We start from the raw sequence: 20,428 nt of genomic DNA, 5'->3' as shown, positions 1-20,428 counted from the left end.
CAATCGTTGCAGCGCGGCAGATTCAATACGCGCGCCGCAGGCGGCCAGGCTACCTGGGTATGGTAATGATGGGCCGTGACTGACCGGTGAGGTCAAAAACGCTGCCCATCGCGTAAACTATTTTCCGGGAATTGGTATAGCAAGTACAGCAGCCATCGCCCTGGAAACTGCCTTGAAGGTCTATTTTATCAATTACCAGCGCGGTAGTTGCCACCGGCTTGCTGCCGGGCTGCTGCACGTAATACTGCACCACATACCGGTAGCTGTTGATTTTGGTGGTGCCAACCTGGGCAAAAGGCGAGTTGTTGTTCAGCAGGACGGAGTCGCGGGCATGCGCCGTGTTGCGGATAAGCGTAACCGTCTCCGGGATGGTAGTGGCATTAAAATCTTTCGGATACCGCTTGATGAGAACGGTATCCAGGTCACTCGTCAGAAAAAGAGGGTCAAACCGCAGCTCAACCGCATCGGCTTTGGCGTCGTCGCAATCGCACACGTTGTTGGCGCAGCAGCCGCTCAGCAGCAGGGCGGCGCTCAACAGAGAAAGGACAGAAAACCGGGCGGGCAGGAGGTAGGACATATCAAGCCCAAAGATAAGGCCCGTAGCACCCACTTCGCCGGACAGCGGGAGTGGGTGCTACGGGCCAAGCAATACAGGGGCAATGCCCGCCCGAGCGGGGCCTAGCGGCTGCCCGTCACCACCTGCGAAGCGGGCAGCGTGGGGTTTTCCACGGTGCCGCCGGCGAGGAGCAACGGCCGCAGGCGGGCCGTGGCCGTATCAAGCTGGGGCCGAATCTGGGCCATGGCGCCGCGCAGGGCAATGATATCGGCCAGGCGGGGGGCAGCGGTTTGCGAGTAGCCGTGGTACATGGCCACTTTCACTTCGGAGGTGCCGGTGCCAACGTAGGAACCCAGCAGGTTGCCAGCCGCGTCGCTCACCTGTACTTCGGCTTGCAGGGTGGTTTTGTACCATTCCAGGGGAATGCCGATGACGGCGGGCACCATAAAGGTGAGCACCTGCAGGCCCTGCACGGCGCGGCCGGTGCGCAGGGTTTTCACCTTCTTCACGATGAGCTTGGCGTAACCGTACGTGGCCGAATCCGTGGGCTCGGTCAGGTTGATGCGGCACTCCTGTTGGAACAACTTCAACGGGTCTTCGGGCAATGCACCGTCGTTCATCGCAAGCGGGCCCTGGTCGGCCAGGACTTCCAGCGCCGGCAGGCGCTTGGAGATGGCCGCCGAAGGCGTGCTCTTCATCTGGGACTTTACCGACACGCAGGCGGGGGCCGCTAGCAGAGCCGGACCGAAAGCCAGCAAGGCGAGGTGACGAGGAAATTTCATAGTTGTAAGGTAGTGAGAATATCAGAAAAAGAAAAGGAGAAAGTCAAAAAATACCTAATCAAGCCGAAATGAGATTGCAACTTCGTAATCAGTAGCTAAATTAGGGGATAATGCGGGTAGAAGGGCACTTTCTCGGCGAATGGCAGAAAAAAACCCGTGACTGAATTAAAACCGCCCACCCTGTTTTAGTTCAATTTCGAATATTAACCTTCTGCTATTGTACAGCGGTGAGGTCGGGCCCGTGGTAGTCGTCCACAAACTCCCCTTCCCAACGCGCCACCACGGCCGAAGCCAGGCAGTTGCCCAGCACGTTCACGGCGGTACGGGCCATGTCCATCAGCGCATCAATGCCCAGGATGATGAAAACCGGCCAGGCGGGCAGGTTGAACGATGCCACCGTGGCCAGCAGAATAACCAGCGACGCCCGGGGCACGCCCGCAACGCCTTTGCTGGTCAGCATCAGCGTGAAAACCATCAGCAGCTGCTGCCCGAAAGTGAGGGGCACGCCGGCCGCCTGCGCCACAAACACGGCGGCCAGGGAAAGGTACAGCGTGGTGCCATCCAGGTTGAAGGAATAGCCCGTGGGCATCACAAATGCCACGATGCGCCGCGGCACGCCGATGCTTTCCATGGCCTCCATGGCCCGCGGCAGCGCCGCCTCCGACGAAGTGGTGGCGAAGGCAATACTGACCGGCTCGGCCACGGCCGCAATGAAGCGGCGCAGCGGAATGCGGGCCAGCAGCGCCACCGGCAGCAGCACCAGCACCGCAAACGCGATGAGGGCACCGTAGAGCGTGAGCAGCAGCTGCAAGGCGTTGAGCAGCGGCGCAAAGCCCATTTTGCCCACCGTGTAGGCCAGGGCGCCGCCCACGCCCAGCGGCGCGAAATACATCACCACGTTGGTGAACTTGAACATCACCTCCGACAGGCTTTCACAGAATTCGAGCATTACGCGCCGGGGACGCTCCGGGGTGAGGGCCAAGCCGATGGCGAAGAGAATGGCGAAAATCACGACTTGCAGCACCTGTCCCTCGGCCACCGATTTGGCGATGTTTTCGGGGAAGATGTGCAGGATGATGTCGGCGGCGGTTTGGGGCGGGGCGGCGGCCAGAGCTTCTTCTTTTACCCCCGCCTGGCTGATGCCCACGCCGGCTTTGGTCAGGTTGATGGCTGCGAGCCCGATGAAAAGGGCAAACGTGGTAACGACTTCAAAGTAAATCAGTGCTTTGAGGCCCATGCGGCCTACCTGCTTCAGGTTGGCGTGGCCGGCAATGCCCACAACCAGCGTGGCAAAAACTAGCGGCGCGATAATGGTTTTAACCAGCCGCAAGAATGCATCACTCAATACTTTAAGGTTCATGGCCACGCCGGGGGCGTCGTGGCCCAGCTCAATGCCGACCAGCATGCTCACCACAATCCAGAGGGTGAGCGAGCGGCGGGGAGCCACGGCGGCCCCCACCAGCAGCAGGGCCAGCCAGCGGACTGCTACCGGCACGGCCGGTGGCAAGGCCACCATATTGTTGGCCGCCAGCACCGTGACCAAGCTGGCCAGAACGAGAAAAAGAAGAGCGAGGAGGGGTAAGCGGGATTTTGGCATGCAGTTAATTAGTGGCCGCAAAGGCGGAATGAGGGCCTAAAGAACGGCATTATTCGGCCGGCAGCCCCACTGCCAGGGGCGTGAGGCGGCTAGGGCAACGAAAGCCGGTAGCCGATAATGAAGTTGCTGACGTGTCCCAATATGAGTTACTGGCAGCCAGTACCAGGTTGTGGGGGCCTCCGCCCGCGAGCGCAATTGCCGGGGCATTTTGGAGTAAAAAGCGCTGCCTGTTCCGATGTGGGCACGATGGCCGGGCCGGGGCCGGGCCCAAAAAAAGCCCTCCCGGCCACACCGCGAGGGGGCCGGGAGGGCTTCGGACAAGGCCCGATAGCACGCCACGCGGGCGCTAGGGCAGCGACAGCAAGTAGCCGATGGTGAAGTTGGTATCGTAGCCGAACACGAATTGCTGGCAGCCAGTGGCGCTGGCCACGGCCTGGTAGATGTTCAGGCCCGATTTGATTTTGGCACCGGTGAGTTGCGGGTACGCGTCGGCGGCCCGGAGTACGGTGTAGTGCTCCTGGCCCTGTCGCACGGCTTTGGCCAGTTCGTAGGGTACCCCGCCGATGATGAAGCAAGTGCCGCGCAGCCGGGCAGGAATCTTCTCCGCCTTGGCTTTGACCTCGGCGGCCACCTTCGCATCGTCGATGTTTTTCTCGTAGTATTTGGAGCCGTAGGTGTCGGTTACCTGCGGTTGGCCGCCGGCCAGCCACGCAATCTTGCTGTTGGCCGAGCCCATGTCGAACATAAACGCTTTGTTGGCAAAAGCCGGCGGCAGGGCCGCGCGCAGGCCCAGCGCGCCTTCGCGCTCGGGCGTCACGGTGTTGACTACGTACTTCAAGGCCTCCAGGCCTTTGGTAATGCGCCGGGTTTCGGGCGAGAGGGAGGCCCCGGAGCTCACCACGAAATGAATGTCGTGCCCGCCCACGCCGAAGTCCAGCATTTTGCCGATGTACGCCTTCAGGCCGGTGCGCACGTCATCTTCCGTGGCCATGTTCTCCATCACGAGGCTGTTGCCGAACTCCGATTTTTCCAGCTTCCAGTTGTGTTGGTCATCCACCCGGATGATGAACATATTGAAGCCGCTGGCTCCGAGCTCCACCACGCCTTTGAGCTTGCCGTTAACCGGCGCGGCGGGGCTGTAGGTGAAAGTTGAGGCAGTGGCCGGCGCAACCACCGGGGCAGCAGCAACAGGTGCGGGAGCCGGTGCGGCCACGGCGGTGGCCTCCGCGACGGGGGCCGCCTTGACAGGTGCTGGCACAGCTGCCGTCATCGGCGACTTCTTGAGGAATTCCCCATTCAAGCTCAGCATATCGCCTTCTTTCAACAATACGCGGGTGCCATTGGTGAGCACAATGGACTGGGTACGGTACTCGACGCGAATGCCGTTTGGCAGGGTCACATCTTCGGAGAGCGGCTTGGTCTTATCGCCGGTCTGCACCACCATGGTGTTGTTTTTTACCGTGAACCACGGGATAAAACCGCTGGTCTGGACCGATTTCTTGGATTGTGCGAGTGCCTGCTGAGGCGCGTTGGCCAAGACTAAGCCGCTCAGCATGAGCGAAAAGAATAGAGGTAACTTCATACAGAAAGAAGAGTGAGTTATGGATTGAAATTTGAAGGAGTATGACTCAACAAATATCCGCTTTTTGTGATGATTTACTAGTTTTTTAGATAAAACATCTTTTAAGCAGGGGCAGGCAGATGTTTTACCCGGTTGCTGAGAAAAAAATATTTGATTCAAAACGTTTTTTTGGGCCATCAACCATGAAAAAATATACCTTCGCCCATGCCCATCTGGACCCTGACTCCACACCTGCTTGCCCTGCGCTACGTCTGGAAAATATCCCGCAACACCTCAGCCACGAAAACCAACCTACTGCTCCAGGTCAGTGGCCACGGCCAGCGCGGCACTGGCGAAGCAGCCCCCAATGTGCGCTACAACGAAACGCCGGAGCTACTGCAGCAGCAATTTGAAGGCCTGCAAGCCACCGGGTTGGCTCAGGTTGAAACGTTGGCGGAACTGGATGCGCTGCTGGCGGAGCAGCCCGTGGCTCACGCCCTGAGCTTTGCCCTGGAAGCCGCACTGGTGCAATGGCTGGCCGCCCGTGCCGGCCAACCCGTGTGGCAATGGCTGGGCGTGCCCCCGCCCGCCGGGAAGGTGCCCACGGCCTTTTCGCTGCCGATTATGGCGCCCGGCGCCGTGGCTGAGTTTCTGCGGGAGCAGGACGCGGCCCGCTTTCAACTGCTCAAAATCAAGGTAAACCAAGCCGAAGGCCTGGCCCTGCTCTCCGAAGTGGCCCGCGCGCTGCCGGGCCACGCCCTGTTGGTGGACGGGAACGAAGCCTGGCCCGATGCCGACAGCGTGCTGCAGTTTCTGGAACAAACGGCGGCCCTGCCCGGCCTGCGCCTGCACCTATTGGAACAGCCCTTGCCCGCCGCGCTGGCCGATGATTACCGCTACCTGCGCCCCCGCAGCGCCGTGCCGCTGGTGGCCGACGAGTCGGTGACGGACACGGCGGACTTTGCCGAAATCGCCCGGCAATTTCACGGCGTGAACGTGAAGCTGATGAAAGCCGGCGGCTTCCGGCGCGGCATTGAGCTGCTGCGCCGCACCCGCGCCCACAGCCTGCTGCCCATGCTGGGCTGCATGGTGGAAACGAGCGTAGGCATTGCGGCCGCCCTGCAAATCAGCGCCCTAGCCGACGTGCACGACCTTGACGGGTTCCTGATTGTGAAGGACGAGCCGTTCAAAATAGTAACCGAGGCAGCGGGCCAGCTGTCGCTGCGGGAGTAGTCCGAAGCTATTTCTGGGCGGCCAGCTGCGTATCGACCTGGGTGAGCTGGGCGTCGATGGCCTTGGTGTCGGGCTGGTCGGTGCGGCCCTGGCTGAGCAGGCTGATTTTCTGGTTCAGCAGCTCCACCTTCTTATTGAGCAGGGAAACCTGCATGGCTGGGCCGGAGGAGCTGAGGCCGTGCTGGACATAGGTTTCGTACTTGGCGCCGGCGGCCGGGGCGGGCTTGCCTTGCGCCGCGGCCGCACTGGCTGGCGTGGCAAAAACCACCCCGCCATCGGCGCGCACGTAGTCGTCTTCGCGCAGCGTTAGCTTTTTGCCCTGGGGGAATATTTTGTCGGCGGGCATTTCCACAATGCCGTTTTTGTAGTTGATTTTCGTGCCGTTGGCCAGTTTCACGTTTTGGGTGAGGGGCGTGAGCTGGCTGCCTTCGCGGCGCATAACCTCGCCGTTTTTGAACACAAACTGGGTGCGGGCGGTGGTTTGGACGGGGAAGCCGCCGTCCTGGGCTGCGGCGAGGCGGGGAGCGGTGGCCAGGCAGCTGGCAGCGAATAAGAGAACTAGGAGGCGATGCATGACGGTTGAGCAATGAGGGTGAATGTGCGGGAGTACGGGTTTCGCGGCAGTTAGGTCGCGTGCTGTTCGGCTAGTTTTGAAAAAAAATAAAAATAACAGGGAACAATGTTGCAACATTAAATGTACCTACATAAATTTGTATCCGATTCCATTACCAACCATGCGTATCGAAGACGAAATCAAGCAGCCAGTTTTTCACAACGAACACCAGAAGGCACACATCAACCTGGCATTTACGGCCGGGTGGATGCAGCTGCGCCAGGCGGCGGCATTCAAGCCCTTTGGCCTCACGCTGCCGCAGTTCAACATTCTGCGCATTTTGCGGGGGCAGCACCCGCTGCCCGCCACCGTGGCCCTGCTCATCGACCGGATGCTGGACAAGACCAGCAACGCCTCCCGCATTGTGGACCGGCTGGAGGAAAAGAAACTGGTGACGCGCACCGTGTGCCCGGCCAACCGCCGCGCCGTCGATATCCGCATCACCAAAACCGGCCTCGACCTGCTCACCCAGATTGAGCAAGCCGGCGTCATTTACTCCGATGGCATCAGCCAGCTCAGCGAGGAGGAGATGCGCCAGCTTAATGCCCTGCTCGATAAGATTCGCACGGTTGAGTAATTTCTTAGCTGTTAATTGATTTTCAACGCCACTTTGGCATATTTTTTCGTTACGGCCCGTCCGTAAAACATTGCTTCTTACCTTTTTTATAATTCCTTTTTCAGATGAAAAAATTCCTGTTGCCCGCCCTGCTTGCTGTTGCCGTTATCGGCGTAGCTCCCGCTGCTTCGGCCCCCAAAGTGGCCAACGTAGCTGCTCCCGCCCCCGCCTACAAGCTGCAGCCGCAGCTGAGCACCCTGGGCTGGGAAGGCAAAGCCGTGACCCACGGCCACACCGGTACCATGCAGTTCAGCGACGGCGAGCTGTTGGTGAAAGGCAGCTCCATCGTGGGTGGCACCGTGACCGTGAACATGAAAACGCTGGTGGCCACCGACATTAAAGATGCCGAAAGCCAAGGCAAATTTGTGGGCCACATGAGCAGCGACGACTTCTTCGGCGTAGCTACGTTCCCCACCTCGACCTTCAAAATTGTGAGCGTAACGCCCATCAAAGGCGCTGCCAAGGATGCCGATAACGTGACCATTGCCGGCGATATGACCATCAAAGGCATCACGCAGCGCATCAGCTTCCCCGCCAAAGCCGGCGTGAAAGACGGCCTGGCCTCCGCCACCGGCAAGGTGACCATCGACCGCACCAAGTTCGGCCTGAAGTACGGCTCGAAGTCCTTCTTCGAGAGCATCGGCGACAAAGCCATCTACGACACTTTCGACCTGACCTTCAACGTCATCGCCAAGAAAGCCTAATCACGGATTGAGCCGGATTAACTGGATTTCACGGATTATTTGTCTGCGAAATCCTTTATTTGAAACAACGAAGCCCGCCAATATTTGGCGGGCTTCGTTGTTTTTGGGCTAATCTGGAATTTCAAACTTGCGAGGCAGCTCAAATTTCAAATTGTGGCTTTTCTTGCGGCTGTGCAACTCATGCAAGACCTCGTTCAATTCGGTCTGGTATTCAACCCATAAATCTTCGTGCAGGCTTTTGAGCACCAGCGCCGGCAGCCGGGCCGCCAGCCGGGCCGTGGCGTTGTAGAACCCGTCCCACACGCTGTCGAACTGGCCCGAGTAGTTGTCGATGGCCTGCCGCAGGATGTACACCAGCAGGTCGATTTCGAGCTGCTTGCTTTTGGTGATGCGGCGGGCGCGGGCAGCCTCCTGTACGCTGGCGCGCAGGGCTTTCACGAGGCTGCGGTTGAGCAAGCGGCCCGACACGGCCACGGTGAACAGCTCGTGGATGCGGTCGGCGGTTTCTTCCTGCACCTGGCCCAGGGTCACGTCGGCCAGCAGCTCGAAGCGGAAGGTTTCGTACAGCTCCGCGTCGCGGCGCACGGCGCGCAGCAGCAGCGCTTCCTTCTCGGGTTCGGTGAGGCGTTTGAGGGCTTTTTTGAAGTCGGGGGAGGGGACGGGCATTGCGGAGCGGGGATAATAAGAAAAGCCGGCGGCTGAACGGCCACCCGGCGGCGCAGGACGGGGGCCGAAAACTACGCCCCAACCCCGGCAAATCAACTGAATACCGCGAAACGAATTAGGCGCGTTTGGAGTTATTATCCGCTATCCAACGCGGGCTTTCCTGCGTAAATTTGCCCTATGAATACCCGCCCGCAAATTGAGCACGATGAGGACGTCCTGCTGCTCGAAGAAGAAGTTGAGCTGCGCAACCTCGTCGTGTACAACGACGACATCAACACCTTCGACCACGTCATCAAAACCCTGATGGACGTGTGCGGCCACCAGCCCGAGCAGGCCGAGCAGTGCACCCTGCTCATCCACTACAAGGGCAAGTGCGCCGTCAAAATTGGCACCTACGAGGAGCTGGAGCCGCTTTGTACGGCCATTCACGACCGTGGCATTTCGGCCGATGTGGTCTAGTTGTCAGTTGTTGGTCGTCAGTTGTCAGGTGGTTCTGGTGATGCGCGGCTAACAACTGACAACAAACACTGATAACTAAAATTCTGAATGGAGTTTCCTTCCAAACTGATTGAAAACGCAGTGGGCGAGCTGTCCCGTTTGCCCGGCATCGGCCGCAAAACCGCGCTGCGCCTGGCTCTGCACCTGCTCAAAGCCGAGATGGACACCACCGCCTCGCTGGCCGAAGCCCTGGCCAAAATGCGGTTTGAAATAACCTACTGCCGCACCTGCCACAGCATTTCCGACTCGGAAGAATGCGGCATCTGCGCCAACAAGCTGCGCGACCACAGCCTGGTGTGCGTGGTGTCGGACGTGCGCGACGTCATTGCCATCGAAAACACGGGCCAGTATAAAGGCGTCTACCACGTGCTGGGGGGCGTTATTTCCCCCATCGAAGGCGTAGGCCCGTCCGATTTGCACATCGATTCCCTGGTGGAGCGGGCCGCCGTCGAAGATTCGGAAGTGCGCGAGGTCATCCTCGCCATCAGCCCCACGATGGAGGGCGACACGACGGCCTTCTACCTCTCGCGCCGCCTGCGCGACCTGCCCAACGTGCACATCAGCACCATTGCCCGCGGCATTCCGGTGGGTGGCGAGTTGGAGTACGCCGATGAGATTACGCTGGGCCGCAGCATTGTGGAGCGCCTGCGGCAGGCCCGGTAGGCGCACCCGCCGCCTCAAAGAACGAGTACCCCGAAACTTCTATTTCGGCCCGTCAGAACAACGGATTCTGGTGGCCGAAATGAAATTTCGGGGTACTCGTTCTAATTTCGCCCTTCGTGGTGAAGCTCTCCGTTATCATTGTCAATTACAACGTCTGCTATTTCCTGGAGCAGGCGCTGCTTTCGGTGCGGCGGGCCGTGGAGAAGCTGGGGCAGCCGGTGGAGGTATTCGTGGTCGACAATAACTCGGCCGATGGCTCGGTGGCCATGGTGCGGGCCCGGTTTCCGGAGGTTATTCTGATTGCCAACCGCGACAATCCGGGTTTTTCGAAAGGCAATAACCAGGCCCTGCGCCGCGCCACCGGCCAGTACCAGCTGCTGCTGAACCCCGACACGGTGGTGGAGGAAGACACTTTCCGGGCCTGCTGCGAGTTCATGGCCGCGCACCCGACTTGCGGCGGGCTGGGCGTGAAAATGCTGGACGGCCAGGGCAAATTCCTGCCCGAAAGCAAGCGCGGGCTGCCCACGCCGGCCGTAGCCTTCTACAAGATGTTCGGGCTGGCACGGGTTTTTCCGAAGTCGCGCACCTTCGGGCGCTACCATCTGGGCTTTCTCGACAAGGACCAGACCCACGAGATTGAGATACTGAGCGGCGCGTTTATGCTACTCCGCAAGGCCGCGCTCGACCAGGTGGGCCTGCTCGACGAAGATTATTTCATGTACGGCGAGGACATCGACCTCTCGTACCGCCTCACCCAGGGCGGCTGGAAAAACTATTATTTCCCCGGCACCCGCATCATCCATTACAAGGGCGAAAGCACGAAGCGCACGAGCGTGAACTACGTGTTTGTGTTCTACCGGGCGATGGTAATTTTTGCCCAAAAGCACTTCGCGCCGGGCCGCGCGGGCCTGTTTTCGCTGCTGATAAACGCCGCCATCTGGCTGCGGGCGGGCGCGGCCGTGTTGGAGCGGCTGGCAGTGCGCGCCGCCCCGCTGCTGCTCGATGCCGGCCTGATTTGGGGCGGCATGTACTTCCTGAAAACCTACTGGGAGCGCAACCACAAGTTCGTGCCCGGCGACTACCCGCCGCAGTACATGGCGGTGGCGGTGCCGGCCTACATCGTGGTCTGGCTCACTTCGGCCTACCTCAGCGGCGGCTACGACCGGCCGGTTCGCACCTCGCGGGTGGTGCGCGGCATTTTCGTGGGCACGCTGCTGATTTCGGCCGCTTCGAACTTTCTGGATGCCTGGCGCTTTTCGAAGGCGCTCATTATTCTGGGCGGGGCCTGGGCCGTGGCGGCGCTGGTGGGCCGGCAGCTGGTGGCCCATTTCATCAAATACAAAAACCTGCACCTGAGCGAGCGGCGCCAGAAAAACATTGCCATCGTGGGCTCGGGCCCGGAGAGCGAGCGGGTGCGCCACCTGCTGGAAGCCGCCAGCGTGCAGGCCCGCGTAATTGGCTACGTGGAGGTGGCCCCGGCGGAAACGGCAGTCGCCGCCGCCGCGGCCCCAAGCCCTCCACCCATCCACCCGTTCCCCCATTCCCCCGTTGAAGACCCCTTGGGCGAGCTGCGCCAGCTGGCCGACATCATCCGCCTCTACGCGCTGGATGAGCTGATTTTCTGCGGCAAGGACCTGCCCGCCAGCCAGATTATCGCCCTCATGCTCAGCCTGCCCGCCGACCCGCCGGTGGCCTACAAAATCCTGCCCGAGGACAGCCAGTACATCATCGGCAGCAGCAGCAAGGACGCGCCCGGCGACTACTACACCCTCGACATCGCCCTGAACCTCTACCAGCCCCAGCAGGCCCGCGCCAAGCGCCTGCTCGACGTGCTGACCAGCGCCGCGCTGCTGCTGCTGGCCCCGCTACTGGTCTGGTTTCAACCCAACAAAGCGGGCTTCCTGCGCAATTGCGCGGCCGTGCTGCTGGGCACCCGCACCTGGGTGGGCCTGCACCACCTGGCCGGCCCGGCCGGGGCCACGCCCGCCATCCTCTCGCCCGCCGATGCAGCCATGTCCACCACCCCGCTCAACGAGGTGACGCTCCGGCGGCTGGAGTTGCTCTACGCCAAAGATTACGAGCCGGGCACGGATTTGAGCGTGCTCTGGCGCTGCTGGAATCGGCTGGGGCAGTAGCGTGTAGCATGGGCTTTTAGTCCGCGTCCCGGAACAATTCGTTTAAATGGGATGGCGATGCGGACCACAAATTCTGCGCTACATTGCTACGGTACTACTGCCGTAGATTTGCTTTTTCACGTTACTGTTGCTGGCCATGTCTGATACTGCTACACTTGCCGCCGTTTCGCCGCTTTCCGACCGCCTGCTGGCGATGAATGAGTCGGCCACCATCGCCATGGCCAAAAAGGGCCGTGAGCTGGCCGCCAAGGGCTTCGATGTTATCAACCTCAGCTTTGGGGAGCCGGATTTTCAGACCCCGCAATACATCAAGGACGCCGCCAAACAGGCGCTTGATGACGGCTACACGTTCTACACGCCCGTGCCCGGCATTCCGGAGCTGCGGCAGGCCATCTGCGTCAAATTCAAGCGGGATAACAACCTCGATTTCCTGCCCAATCAGATTGTGGTGAGCACCGGGGCCAAGCAGGCGCTGGCCAATGCCGTGCTCAGCCTCGTGAATCCGGGGGAGGAAGTCATCGTGTTTTCGCCCTACTGGGTGAGCTACGAGGAGATGGTGAAATTGGCCGAAGGCGTGCCCGTACCGCTGGTGGGAACCCTGGAAAACAACTACAAAGCGACGGCCTCGCAGCTGGAAGCTGCCATCACACCGCGCACCAAGCTCATCATGTATTCCTCGCCCTGCAACCCCACGGGTGCAGTTTTCAGCCGCGAGGAGCTGGGCGCTATTGCCGAAGTGCTGGCCCGCCACCCGCAAGTGTACGCCCTAGCCGATGAGATTTACGAGTACATCAACTTCGTGGGCGAGCACGCCAGCCTGGCCAATTTCGACGAAATCAAGGACCGGGTTATTACTGTCAACGGCTTTTCGAAGGGCTATGCGATGACGGGCTGGCGGCTGGGCTACCTGGCGGCCCGCGCCGATATTGCTGCCGCCTGCGAGAAGATGCAGGGCCAGGTTACGTCCGGTACCTGCTCCATCGCGCAGCGGGCGGGGGTGGCCGCGCTGGCCGGGGGCCGCGCTTCGTCCGATGCGATGGCCGCCGCTTACCGCCGCCGCCGCGACCTGGTGCTGGAGGCCGTGAAAGACATTCCGGGCCTGAACACGCCCACGCCCAGCGGCGCGTTCTACATCTTCCCGGTAGTATCGGCCTTCTTTGGCCGTACTGCGCCCGATGGCAGCACCATCCGCGATTCCTCGGACCTGGCTTTGTTCCTACTCAACGACGCATACGTTTCCTCTGTGTCCGGCGAGGCGTTTGGAGCCCCGGAATGCCTGCGTTTCAGCACCGCCGCCGCCGATGAGAAGCTGGTGGAAGCGTTTCGGCGCATCAAAGTGAGCCTGGCGAAACTGTAGGAACGCGCCACGACGCGTTCGGCGTGGACTCGCGTTCGCCGCAAAACTGCCGTCAGCAACAACCGTGCGATGTGCGAACGCGCCGTGGCGCGTTCCTACCTTTGCCCAATGCCCGCTTCTTCCCTGAATACGCTTTTCGAAAACTTCAATAATCTGCGCGTCCTCATCGTTGGCGACGTCATGGTGGACGCTTACGTGTGGGGCCGCGCCACGCGGCTCTCGCCCGAGGCGCCGGTGCCGGTGGTGCACGTGGCGCGTACCGAAAACCGCCTCGGTGGGGCTGCCAACGTGGCCCTGAACGTGCAGGCCCTCGGCGCCACGCCGCTGCTGTGCGCCGTTATCGGCACCGACGCGGGTGGAGACCAGCTGCTACAACTGCTGCAGGAGCGGGATTTGCCCGACGCTGGTATTATCCGCAGCGCGGCGCGGCCCACCACGGTGAAGCAGCGCATTCTGGCCCACGGCCAGCAATTGCTGCGCATCGACTCGGAAGTGGAAACGGACCTGAATGCCGACGAAACCACCCAACTGCTGGCTGCCTACGACGACCTGCTGGCCCGCGCCGACGTGGTTATTTTCGAGGATTACGACAAGGGTGTGCTCAGCGAGGTCATCATTACGGAGTGCATTGCCCGCGCCCGGCAGCGCGGCATCCCCACGGTGGTCGACCCGAAGAAGAAGAATTTCCTGGCCTACCGCCATTGCACGCTCTTCAAACCCAACCTGAAAGAGCTGCGCGAGGGCCTGAAGCTGGAGTTCGGCGAGCCGAACACGGACCGCGCGGGTTTTGAGGCCGCCGTGGCCCGGCTGCGGGAGGAGCTGACACCCGAAATTGTGCTGGTGACGCTGTCGGAATACGGCGTGTTTGCCCAGCAGGAAGAAGTAAAAACGTACCTGCCGGCCCATTTACGCACCATTTCCGACGTGTCGGGGGCGGGCGATACCGTTATCAGTATTGCCGCCTTGTGCGTGGCGCTGGGGCAGCCAGCGGCCTTCACGGCGGCGCTGGCCAACCTGGGCGGCGGGCTGGTGTGCGAGCAAGTGGGCGTGGTACCCGTGGAGAAACTGCGGCTGCTGGAAGAAGCGCAGGAAGCGGGGCTGCTTAGCGTTCTGTCGAACAAACTTCAACGCCGTTAGGGGAGGTTTACATGCTCGTAGGAGGCTTTTGCCGTCTCATACGGCACTTTTGCCATCTTATAGGACGCTTTTGCTATCTCATACGGCACTTTTGCCGTCTCATAGAACCTTTTGCCATCTTATACGGCACTTTTGCCATCTCATACGGCCCACGCGCCTGCTCATACGCGCCATGAGCCCGCTCTTACGCGCAACGTGGGTGCTCATATACGCAAAGTGCACCCTCATACTTGTCCCGTCCTTGCTCCTCCGCAACACGGGCCAGCCCATAGGCCCGCGGCGGCCTAAGTAGCTAGGCTTTCTTCAGAAACTCGGTTTTCAGCACCATCGTGCTGCCGCCGGCCCGGCCTTCTATTTCGGCGGCGCTGTTGGTGAGGCGGATGTTTTTGACCACCGTACCGCGCTTGAGCGTGAGGGAGGAGCCTTTTACTTTGAGGTCTTTGATGAGGGTGACTGAGTCGCCTTCGGCGAGCAGGGTGCCGTTGCTGTCTTTTACGTCCATGGGGTGGGTAATTCGGGGAAAGAAACTGGCTGGTTAATCAGCGTGCTTAGCGGCGAAACAGCAACAGATAAACCAAGAAAAACACGGGCGAGAGGCTGCCGAACGAAATCAGTACCATCATGAAGGTTTCGAAGCCCGACCGCTCGGACTTGCGCAGGTACCAACGCCACATGAAGAACAGCAGCGTCAGGAGCAGGGCCAGGGTGAGGTAAAAGACGGGGCCGAACATGGATGGAGAAGTATTACTTCTGATTTATTGAAGAAAATCGGGGTTCCAGAAATGGTTTTTGTAAGCCGGCCAAGCGAGGTGAATTGCTTCTATCAGGTGCTTGCCACCGGCTGTTACCGAATTCTCGTGTGAGAAGTAAAGAAGGAACTGAAAGGAAGCGTCGGTGTACAGATGTTCGAATCCATTATAGCCGAATACGCACTTATCTAGTTCAACAAATGCTACTGCTCCTCCTTCCTGAACCTCATATACAGCAGATATGCTGAATGTATCCGTAAGAAGCAGTTTCATAGCGCCATCATCAAACCACTCTATAAAAGATTCCAGGGTATAAATATTTATCTCCTTCGAGTTGTCGGCAGGGCCGGTGATGGGCACCCAGCCAAAAGGTAGGTCGCAATTCCACCGGGCATTTAACTCAAGCAGAACCAAATCCTCAGACATACCAGGCATAAATGCTCGTATATGAGTAGCTGTGCTAAGTAAACCCTACCCCTGCCAAGCCTTCACCGTTTCCACGAAGACGCGGACGCTGTCGGGGTTGGTGTCGGGGTAGACGCCGTGGCCGAGGTTGGCGATGTGGGGGCCGCCGGCGAACTGGCGGAGCATGGTTTCGGTGGCGGCTTTTACCTGGGCGGGGGTGCCGTAGAGGGCGCAGGGGTCGAGGTTGCCTTGCAGGGTTTTAGTGCCGGCTTGCAGGCGCACCTGGGCGGGGTCCTGGTTCCAGTCGAGGCCTATGGTGCGGCAGGGCATGGCGGCGAACTCGGGCACGGCCCACCAGGCCCCTTTGGCAAACACAGTGACGGGGACCAGCGGGGCCAGGGCCTCGCAGATTTCCTGGATGTAGCGGGTCGAAAACTCGGTGTAGTGCGCGGGGGGCAGGATGCCGGCCCACGAATCGAAGACCTGGACGACTTGCGCGCCGGCCGCCACCTGGGCCTGAAGATAGGCGATGGTGGTGGCGGTGATTTTCGCCAATAAGCGGTGGGCAAGGGCGGGCTCCTTGTAGAGCATGCCCCGCGCTTTGGAGAAGGTTTTGGAGCCGTGGCCTTCCACCATGTAGGCCAGGATAGTCCAGGGCGCGCCAGCAAAACCGATGAGCGGCACCCGGCCGTTGAGGGCGCGGTGGGTGATGCGAATGGCTTCCAGCACGTAACCAAGGCCTTCTTCGGGGTCGGGGACGCGGAGCTTGTCCACGTCGGCAGCCGAACGGATGACTTCAGGGAAGAGGGGGCCGCGGGCTTCCACCATTTCGTAGGTCAGGCCCATGGCGTCGGGCACCACGAGGATGTCGGAGAAGATGATGGCGGCGTCCACGTCCAGCGCGTCGATGGGCTGGATGGTGACTTCGGCGGCCAGCGCGGGGGTTTCCACCAGCTCTTTGAAGCCGGAAAGACGGGCGCGCAGGGCGCGGTATTCGGGCAGGATGCGGCCGGCCTGGCGCATGAGCCAGACGGGGGTGCGCTCGGTGGCTTCGCCCCGGGCGGCACGCAGGAAAAGGTCGTTTTTTAGCATAAGGAAGCGCAAAGGTACGTCCGAAGGGCGCTTGCACGGGGCGTTATCGCGTGAGGCCGGGGAACAGAACGCCGATGGCCGAGGCCAGAAAATTAACCCCGATAGCCAGCGTGATGAAGCCGATGACGCGCGACATGGCCGCCATGCCCGGCTTGCCCAGCACGCGGGTGAGGCGCAGCGAAAAAAGGAGGATGATGAAAGCCGCCAGCGCCACCAGCGCAAAGCCGGCCACGGTCATGGCCTTGTCGACATAAGTGGGGCGGATGAGGCCGATGCAAATGGCCATCGAACCCGGCCCGGAGAGCATGGGCATGGCCAGCGGCGTGAAGCTGATGTCGTCCTTCTGCTTGCTTTCTTCGAGGGCATCGGGGCCGACCCGGTCGCGGTTGCCGCCGGGCGTGAGCAGCTCGAAGGCCGAGCGCATGAGCAGGATGCCGCCCGCGATGCGCAAATGCTGGATGTTGATGCCAAAAAAATTCAGAATGTACTGCCCACCAAAAAAGGCGACGCACAGAATGCACACCATGTAGATGCAGGCGCGCAGGGCCGTGCGGGCGCGCTCCGAGGCCCGGTCGTCGGCCGTGAGGGTGAGGAAAACCGGCATCGCCCCGAACGGATTGACGATGGAAAACAGGGTAGTGAAGGTGGCCAGCAAAATTTCCATAGAGCGCAAAGGTAGGGGAAGGGCCGGGCCGGGCGGAAATGTCCTATTTTGCCGCCTCAACGGCGCGGCTTTGCTGGCCGGGTTTCTGCTTTCCGCCTTTCTCGCTTTCCAGTTCATGACTCTTGACGCCTCTGCAGCCGCTCATTCGGCGGGCTCCGACGACGACCGCCCCACCACCGAAACGCCCCTGGTGGGCATCATCATGGGGTCGAAATCGGATTTGAAAATCATGTCGGCCGCTGCCGATTTGCTCCGCCTGTTCGGCATTCCCTACGAAATCACCTTGGTATCGCCGCACCGCACGCCGCACCGCATGGTGGAGTACGCCGAAAGCGCCCGCAAGCGCGGCCTGCGCGTGCTGATAGCCGGCGGGGGCGGGGCCGCTCACCTGCCGGGCATGGTGGCCGCCTTCACCATCCTGCCCGTGATTGGGGTGCCCATCAACAGCACCACGTCCATTCAGGGGCTCGATTCGGTGCTGAGCATGATTCAGATGCCAGCCGGCGTGCCGGTGGCCACGGTGGGCATCGACAGTGCCGCCAATGCCGCCGTATTGGCCACCCAGATGCTGGCAATTCACAACGCCCGCCTGGCCGACGTGCTGGAAAAATATCGCACCACGCTAAAAGACCGGGTGATGCGCACGATTGAAGAATTGCGCAAGGGCGGCTTTCAGGACGATGTGTAGGGGCCAGATGAGCATAACGTGCTATCGTCCACACCTTCTCAATCCTCATTTCCCCCCATGCCTTTGTTCCTATCCGGCTTGCTGACGGCTGCCCACTGGCTTGCCTGGATACTGGGCTGCGTGGGCTTGCTGGTAACCGTGGTGCCCGTTTTCCGCCAAACCGCGTGGTGGATTCGCATTTGCGACTTTCCGCGCCTGCAAATTGTGGCTGGGCTGTGCCTCAGCCTGGCCGCCATGCTGCTGCTGCCCGCAAGCCGCAGCTTCGGGCACAGCTTTTTTGTGGTGAGCCTGGCCGTGGCCGTTGTGTACCAGCTGAGCCGCATCTGGCCCTACACGCCGCTGCACCGCAAGCAAGTGGCCGATGCCAGCCGCTCGGCCGATGATACCGACCATCACCTCAGCCTGATGGTGGCCAACGTGCTGATGTATAACCGCGACGCCTCGCGCCTGCTGGGCCACATCCGGCACTGGCGACCCGACATGGTGCTGGCCGTGGAAACCGACGACTGGTGGCTGAGCCAGCTGCAGCGCATCGAAGCCGACTACCCCTACACCTGCCACGCCCCGCTGCCCAATACCTACGGCATGTTGGTGTTTTCGCGGCTGCCGCTGCGCGAGCCGCAGATTCGCTACCTCCTCGACCCCGATATTCCCTCGTTTCACGGGCGTGTGGTGTTGCCCAACAATTTGCCCGTGAACCTGCACTTCCTGCATCCCAAGCCCCCGGCCCCGCAGGAATCGAAGAACAGCGCCCGCCGCGATGCGGAGTTGCTGGTGGTGGGCAAGTTTATTAAAGAGCACGACGGCCCCACCGTGGTGGCCGGCGACCTGAACGACGTGGCGTGGTCGCACACCTCCGAGCTGTTTCGCCGGCTGTCGCGCCTGCTCGACCCGCGCATCGGGCGGGGCCTGCTGCCCACGTTTCACGCCGATTACAAGCTGTTGCGCTGGCCGCTCGACCACGTCTTTCACTCGGCGCACTTCCGCCTCCAGCGCCTGGAACGCCTCACCCACATCGGCTCCGACCATTACCCGATTTACATCCGCCTCAGCTACGAACCCGACGGCTGGCACGCCCAGGATTTTGAGCTGGAAAATGCCGACGATGACGACCAGGAAGAGGCTGAGGAAAAAATTGAAGAAGGCGTGGCGGACGTGGCGGCAGGAAACGAGTAAGCGAATAAAAAAGAACGTCATGCTTCGGCTCTGCGGACGCAAGAGGTAGCATGACGTTCTAAAGGGTAACCAACTTGCGGTCTACTTCACCGTAACAGCCTTTTTTACCGTTACCAACTCAATGGATTCGAAGTCGGCGGGGGGCACTTGGCGGCCGCTGGCCCCCACGTACATCGGGCGGATACGGACGGTGAGGCGGCGGTTGGCGGCGGTGAAATCGGTGAAGCCGGCAGCGAAGGCGGCCGGGGTGCTGCCATTGAGTTGGGCCGGCTTGACGTTCATGTCCACCGTGATGGGCAGGGTTTCGATGGCGCTGGCTTCGAGCTGAGTATTGACGCCGGTGGTGCCGGCCGTCAGCTCCTTGCCATCGAGCAGCAGCTTGTAATCGAGCTGCTTGAGCTGGACGTTGGTGGGGCTGGGATTGCGGGCGTACACGCGCATTTTGAGGTGCAGCGGCAGGTTGCCTTTTTGCAGGGCCGTTTGCAGCTGGGCTTGCTGGGGCGAGGCAATGTCGGCCGCTTGGCGCACGAACAGGATATCCTGGCCGTCGAGCTTGGCCTCGTCCACAAAATTCAGGCGGTACTGCATCAGGGTGTAGGACTCGTTTTCGAGGGCTTCGGTCGAGGCGTTTTTGCCGCTGGGCTTGTCTTTCACTTGCTCGCTCACGCTGCAGGCATTGGTGGCCAGCAGCAGGGCACCCAGCGCCAGGGCACGGGCGGGAAATAAGGAGGAGGAGTTTTTCATGTATAAAATGTGACCGTGGGATAAAATCGAATGTTACGCAAGGATTAAGGCCGTAATGGACGTGCTTACGCGAACGGGTGCGGAGGGTTAAAAAGATGCGATAAAAACTACTTGCTGAGCGAAACCCGCAGCGCTATCGACGCCACCGCGCCGAGGCACCCCAACACCAGAATGCGGAGTCCGTGCGCCCGGTCATCGGCGCTAAAGGCCGGAACCTGCGCGCCGTTGGGCAATAACTTGGTGTGATTGCGCAGGTGCCAGCCAATGAAAATGCTGATGAACCCGCCCAAAAGCGCGAAAACGTAGCCCGCCAAAATCCAGGACTTCTGGCTGGGCTCGGGCTTGGCCATTTCAACCAAACGGTTTTGCTGCAGGAGGCGCACGGTATCGGGCGTCACGCTGCGGCCGCGCTGCCTCAGAATCTGGCCGGCCAGCGTCACGTCGTAGCTGTTCCACTCGTCGGGCTTCACCAGCATGTCAAACAGCTCGTCGTTGGTGAAGGTGTACAGGTAATGGTTGGGGTCGGCCGTGGCCGTGAAATGGTGGTTGAATTCGTCTTCCAGCCGCCGCGCCGTTTCAAAATCATCGGGCCGCAGCCGCACCACGAAGCGGGTATCGGTGGGATTAAACGCCATATTCAGGCTGTAGGCCGGTTCGTCGAGACCAGTCTCGTACACGATGTTGTGGTGGCGAAACAGACTCAACAGTCCCTGAGCAACTTCCGCATTGGCAAAGGATTGGTATTGATGAAATTCTTCCATCGGGTAGCTTGAAATGGAAAGTGGCCGTCAC

Annotated in this window: 23 protein-coding genes; 10 read left to right on the top strand and 13 right to left on the bottom strand. The window is 60.7% G+C overall.

The features are described 5' to 3' along the window. Positions 1-49 precede the first annotated feature (49 nt). From J4G38_RS24080 to J4G38_RS24065, 4 genes are all read right to left on the bottom strand, one after another. Complete coding sequence (locus J4G38_RS24080) at positions 50-577, bottom strand: hypothetical protein (protein WP_210521449.1); 528 nt, start codon at positions 575-577, stop codon at positions 50-52. Between the two features lie 101 nt (positions 578-678). Further along, complete coding sequence (locus tag J4G38_RS24075; RefSeq protein WP_210521450.1) at positions 679-1,338, bottom strand: hypothetical protein; 660 nt, start codon at positions 1,336-1,338, stop codon at positions 679-681. Positions 1,339-1,552: 214 nt separating this feature from the next. After that, complete coding sequence (locus J4G38_RS24070; protein WP_210521451.1) at positions 1,553-2,935, bottom strand: dicarboxylate/amino acid:cation symporter; 1,383 nt, start codon at positions 2,933-2,935, stop codon at positions 1,553-1,555. 346 nt (positions 2,936-3,281) lie between these two features. Further along, positions 3,282-4,517 (bottom strand): DUF6799 domain-containing protein, encoded by a 1,236-nt coding sequence (locus J4G38_RS24065; RefSeq protein WP_210521452.1) that lies wholly within the window; start codon positions 4,515-4,517, stop codon positions 3,282-3,284. Positions 4,518-4,721: 204 nt separating this feature from the next. Between J4G38_RS24065 and J4G38_RS24060 the strand changes: the two genes are divergently transcribed. After that, positions 4,722-5,729, top strand: coding sequence for an enolase C-terminal domain-like protein (locus J4G38_RS24060; protein WP_210521453.1), 1,008 nt, complete (start codon positions 4,722-4,724; stop codon positions 5,727-5,729). A 7-nt stretch (positions 5,730-5,736) separates the two neighbouring features. Here J4G38_RS24060 and J4G38_RS24055 read toward each other — a convergent pair whose 3' ends face one another. Beyond that, positions 5,737-6,303, bottom strand: coding sequence for a DUF6799 domain-containing protein (locus tag J4G38_RS24055; protein WP_210521454.1), 567 nt, complete (start codon positions 6,301-6,303; stop codon positions 5,737-5,739). A 160-nt stretch (positions 6,304-6,463) separates the two neighbouring features. On the opposite strand from J4G38_RS24055, the gene J4G38_RS24050 reads away from it, so the two are divergent. Continuing rightward, entirely contained in the window at positions 6,464-6,919 is a 456-nt protein-coding gene (locus tag J4G38_RS24050) for a MarR family winged helix-turn-helix transcriptional regulator (protein WP_210521455.1), read from the top strand. 104 nt (positions 6,920-7,023) lie between these two features. Continuing rightward, a complete protein-coding gene (locus tag J4G38_RS24045; protein ID WP_210521456.1) occupies positions 7,024-7,662 on the top strand; it encodes a YceI family protein in 639 nt (212 codons plus the stop codon). Between the two features lie 108 nt (positions 7,663-7,770). Here the strand turns inward: J4G38_RS24045 and J4G38_RS24040 are convergent, their stop codons facing one another. Then, positions 7,771-8,328, bottom strand: coding sequence for a hypothetical protein (locus J4G38_RS24040; protein ID WP_210521457.1), 558 nt, complete (start codon positions 8,326-8,328; stop codon positions 7,771-7,773). A 177-nt stretch (positions 8,329-8,505) separates the two neighbouring features. On the opposite strand from J4G38_RS24040, the gene J4G38_RS24035 reads away from it, so the two are divergent. From J4G38_RS24035 to J4G38_RS24015, 5 genes are all read left to right on the top strand, one after another. Continuing rightward, positions 8,506-8,787 (top strand): ATP-dependent Clp protease adaptor ClpS, encoded by a 282-nt coding sequence (locus J4G38_RS24035; RefSeq protein WP_210521458.1) that lies wholly within the window; start codon positions 8,506-8,508, stop codon positions 8,785-8,787. Between the two features lie 87 nt (positions 8,788-8,874). Then, positions 8,875-9,489: a recombination mediator RecR gene (gene recR / locus J4G38_RS24030; protein ID WP_210521459.1), complete on the top strand. Its 615-nt coding sequence runs from the start codon at positions 8,875-8,877 to the stop codon at positions 9,487-9,489. A gap of 119 nt (positions 9,490-9,608) precedes the next feature. Then, the gene (locus tag J4G38_RS24025; RefSeq protein ID WP_210521460.1) at positions 9,609-11,624 is read left to right on the top strand and encodes a glycosyltransferase family 2 protein; all 2,016 of its coding nucleotides are present in this window, start codon (positions 9,609-9,611) and stop codon (positions 11,622-11,624) included. A gap of 136 nt (positions 11,625-11,760) precedes the next feature. After that, the gene (locus J4G38_RS24020; RefSeq protein ID WP_210521461.1) at positions 11,761-12,981 is read left to right on the top strand and encodes a pyridoxal phosphate-dependent aminotransferase; all 1,221 of its coding nucleotides are present in this window, start codon (positions 11,761-11,763) and stop codon (positions 12,979-12,981) included. 108 nt (positions 12,982-13,089) lie between these two features. Next, positions 13,090-14,118 (top strand): bifunctional heptose 7-phosphate kinase/heptose 1-phosphate adenyltransferase, encoded by a 1,029-nt coding sequence (locus tag J4G38_RS24015; RefSeq protein ID WP_210521462.1) that lies wholly within the window; start codon positions 13,090-13,092, stop codon positions 14,116-14,118. Between the two features lie 292 nt (positions 14,119-14,410). On the opposite strand, the gene J4G38_RS24010 is transcribed toward J4G38_RS24015, so the two are convergent. The 5 genes from J4G38_RS24010 to J4G38_RS23990 are packed head-to-tail and all read right to left on the bottom strand — an operon-like array spanning position 14,411 to position 17,028. After that, positions 14,411-14,620: a zinc ribbon domain-containing protein YjdM gene (locus tag J4G38_RS24010; RefSeq protein ID WP_035567109.1), complete on the bottom strand. Its 210-nt coding sequence runs from the start codon at positions 14,618-14,620 to the stop codon at positions 14,411-14,413. Between the two features lie 46 nt (positions 14,621-14,666). Then, the gene (locus J4G38_RS24005) at positions 14,667-14,849 is read right to left on the bottom strand and encodes a hypothetical protein (protein WP_210521463.1); all 183 of its coding nucleotides are present in this window, start codon (positions 14,847-14,849) and stop codon (positions 14,667-14,669) included. 24 nt (positions 14,850-14,873) lie between these two features. Beyond that, entirely contained in the window at positions 14,874-15,293 is a 420-nt protein-coding gene (locus J4G38_RS24000; protein WP_226163768.1) for a hypothetical protein, read from the bottom strand. Positions 15,294-15,338: 45 nt separating this feature from the next. Further along, a complete protein-coding gene (gene hemE / locus J4G38_RS23995; protein ID WP_210521465.1) occupies positions 15,339-16,364 on the bottom strand; it encodes a uroporphyrinogen decarboxylase in 1,026 nt (341 codons plus the stop codon). Positions 16,365-16,407: 43 nt separating this feature from the next. Next, a complete protein-coding gene (locus J4G38_RS23990; protein WP_210521466.1) occupies positions 16,408-17,028 on the bottom strand; it encodes a MarC family protein in 621 nt (206 codons plus the stop codon). Positions 17,029-17,230: 202 nt separating this feature from the next. On the opposite strand from J4G38_RS23990, the gene purE reads away from it, so the two are divergent. Then, entirely contained in the window at positions 17,231-17,716 is a 486-nt protein-coding gene (gene purE / locus J4G38_RS23985) for a 5-(carboxyamino)imidazole ribonucleotide mutase (protein ID WP_226163774.1), read from the top strand. A 57-nt stretch (positions 17,717-17,773) separates the two neighbouring features. Next, positions 17,774-18,892, top strand: a complete 1,119-nt coding sequence (locus J4G38_RS23980; RefSeq protein WP_210521468.1) for an endonuclease/exonuclease/phosphatase family protein — start codon at positions 17,774-17,776, stop codon at positions 18,890-18,892. A gap of 81 nt (positions 18,893-18,973) precedes the next feature. Here the strand turns inward: J4G38_RS23980 and J4G38_RS23975 are convergent, their stop codons facing one another. Then, the gene (locus J4G38_RS23975) at positions 18,974-19,636 is read right to left on the bottom strand and encodes a hypothetical protein (protein ID WP_210521469.1); all 663 of its coding nucleotides are present in this window, start codon (positions 19,634-19,636) and stop codon (positions 18,974-18,976) included. 107 nt (positions 19,637-19,743) lie between these two features. Continuing rightward, positions 19,744-20,397: a hypothetical protein gene (locus tag J4G38_RS23970; RefSeq protein WP_210521470.1), complete on the bottom strand. Its 654-nt coding sequence runs from the start codon at positions 20,395-20,397 to the stop codon at positions 19,744-19,746. Positions 20,398-20,428 lie beyond the last annotated feature (31 nt).

The organism is Hymenobacter terricola (assembly GCF_017921975.2).
GTDB lineage: Bacteria > Bacteroidota > Bacteroidia > Cytophagales > Hymenobacteraceae > Hymenobacter > Hymenobacter terricola.
This window is presented reverse-complemented; position numbering and strand designations above follow the sequence as displayed.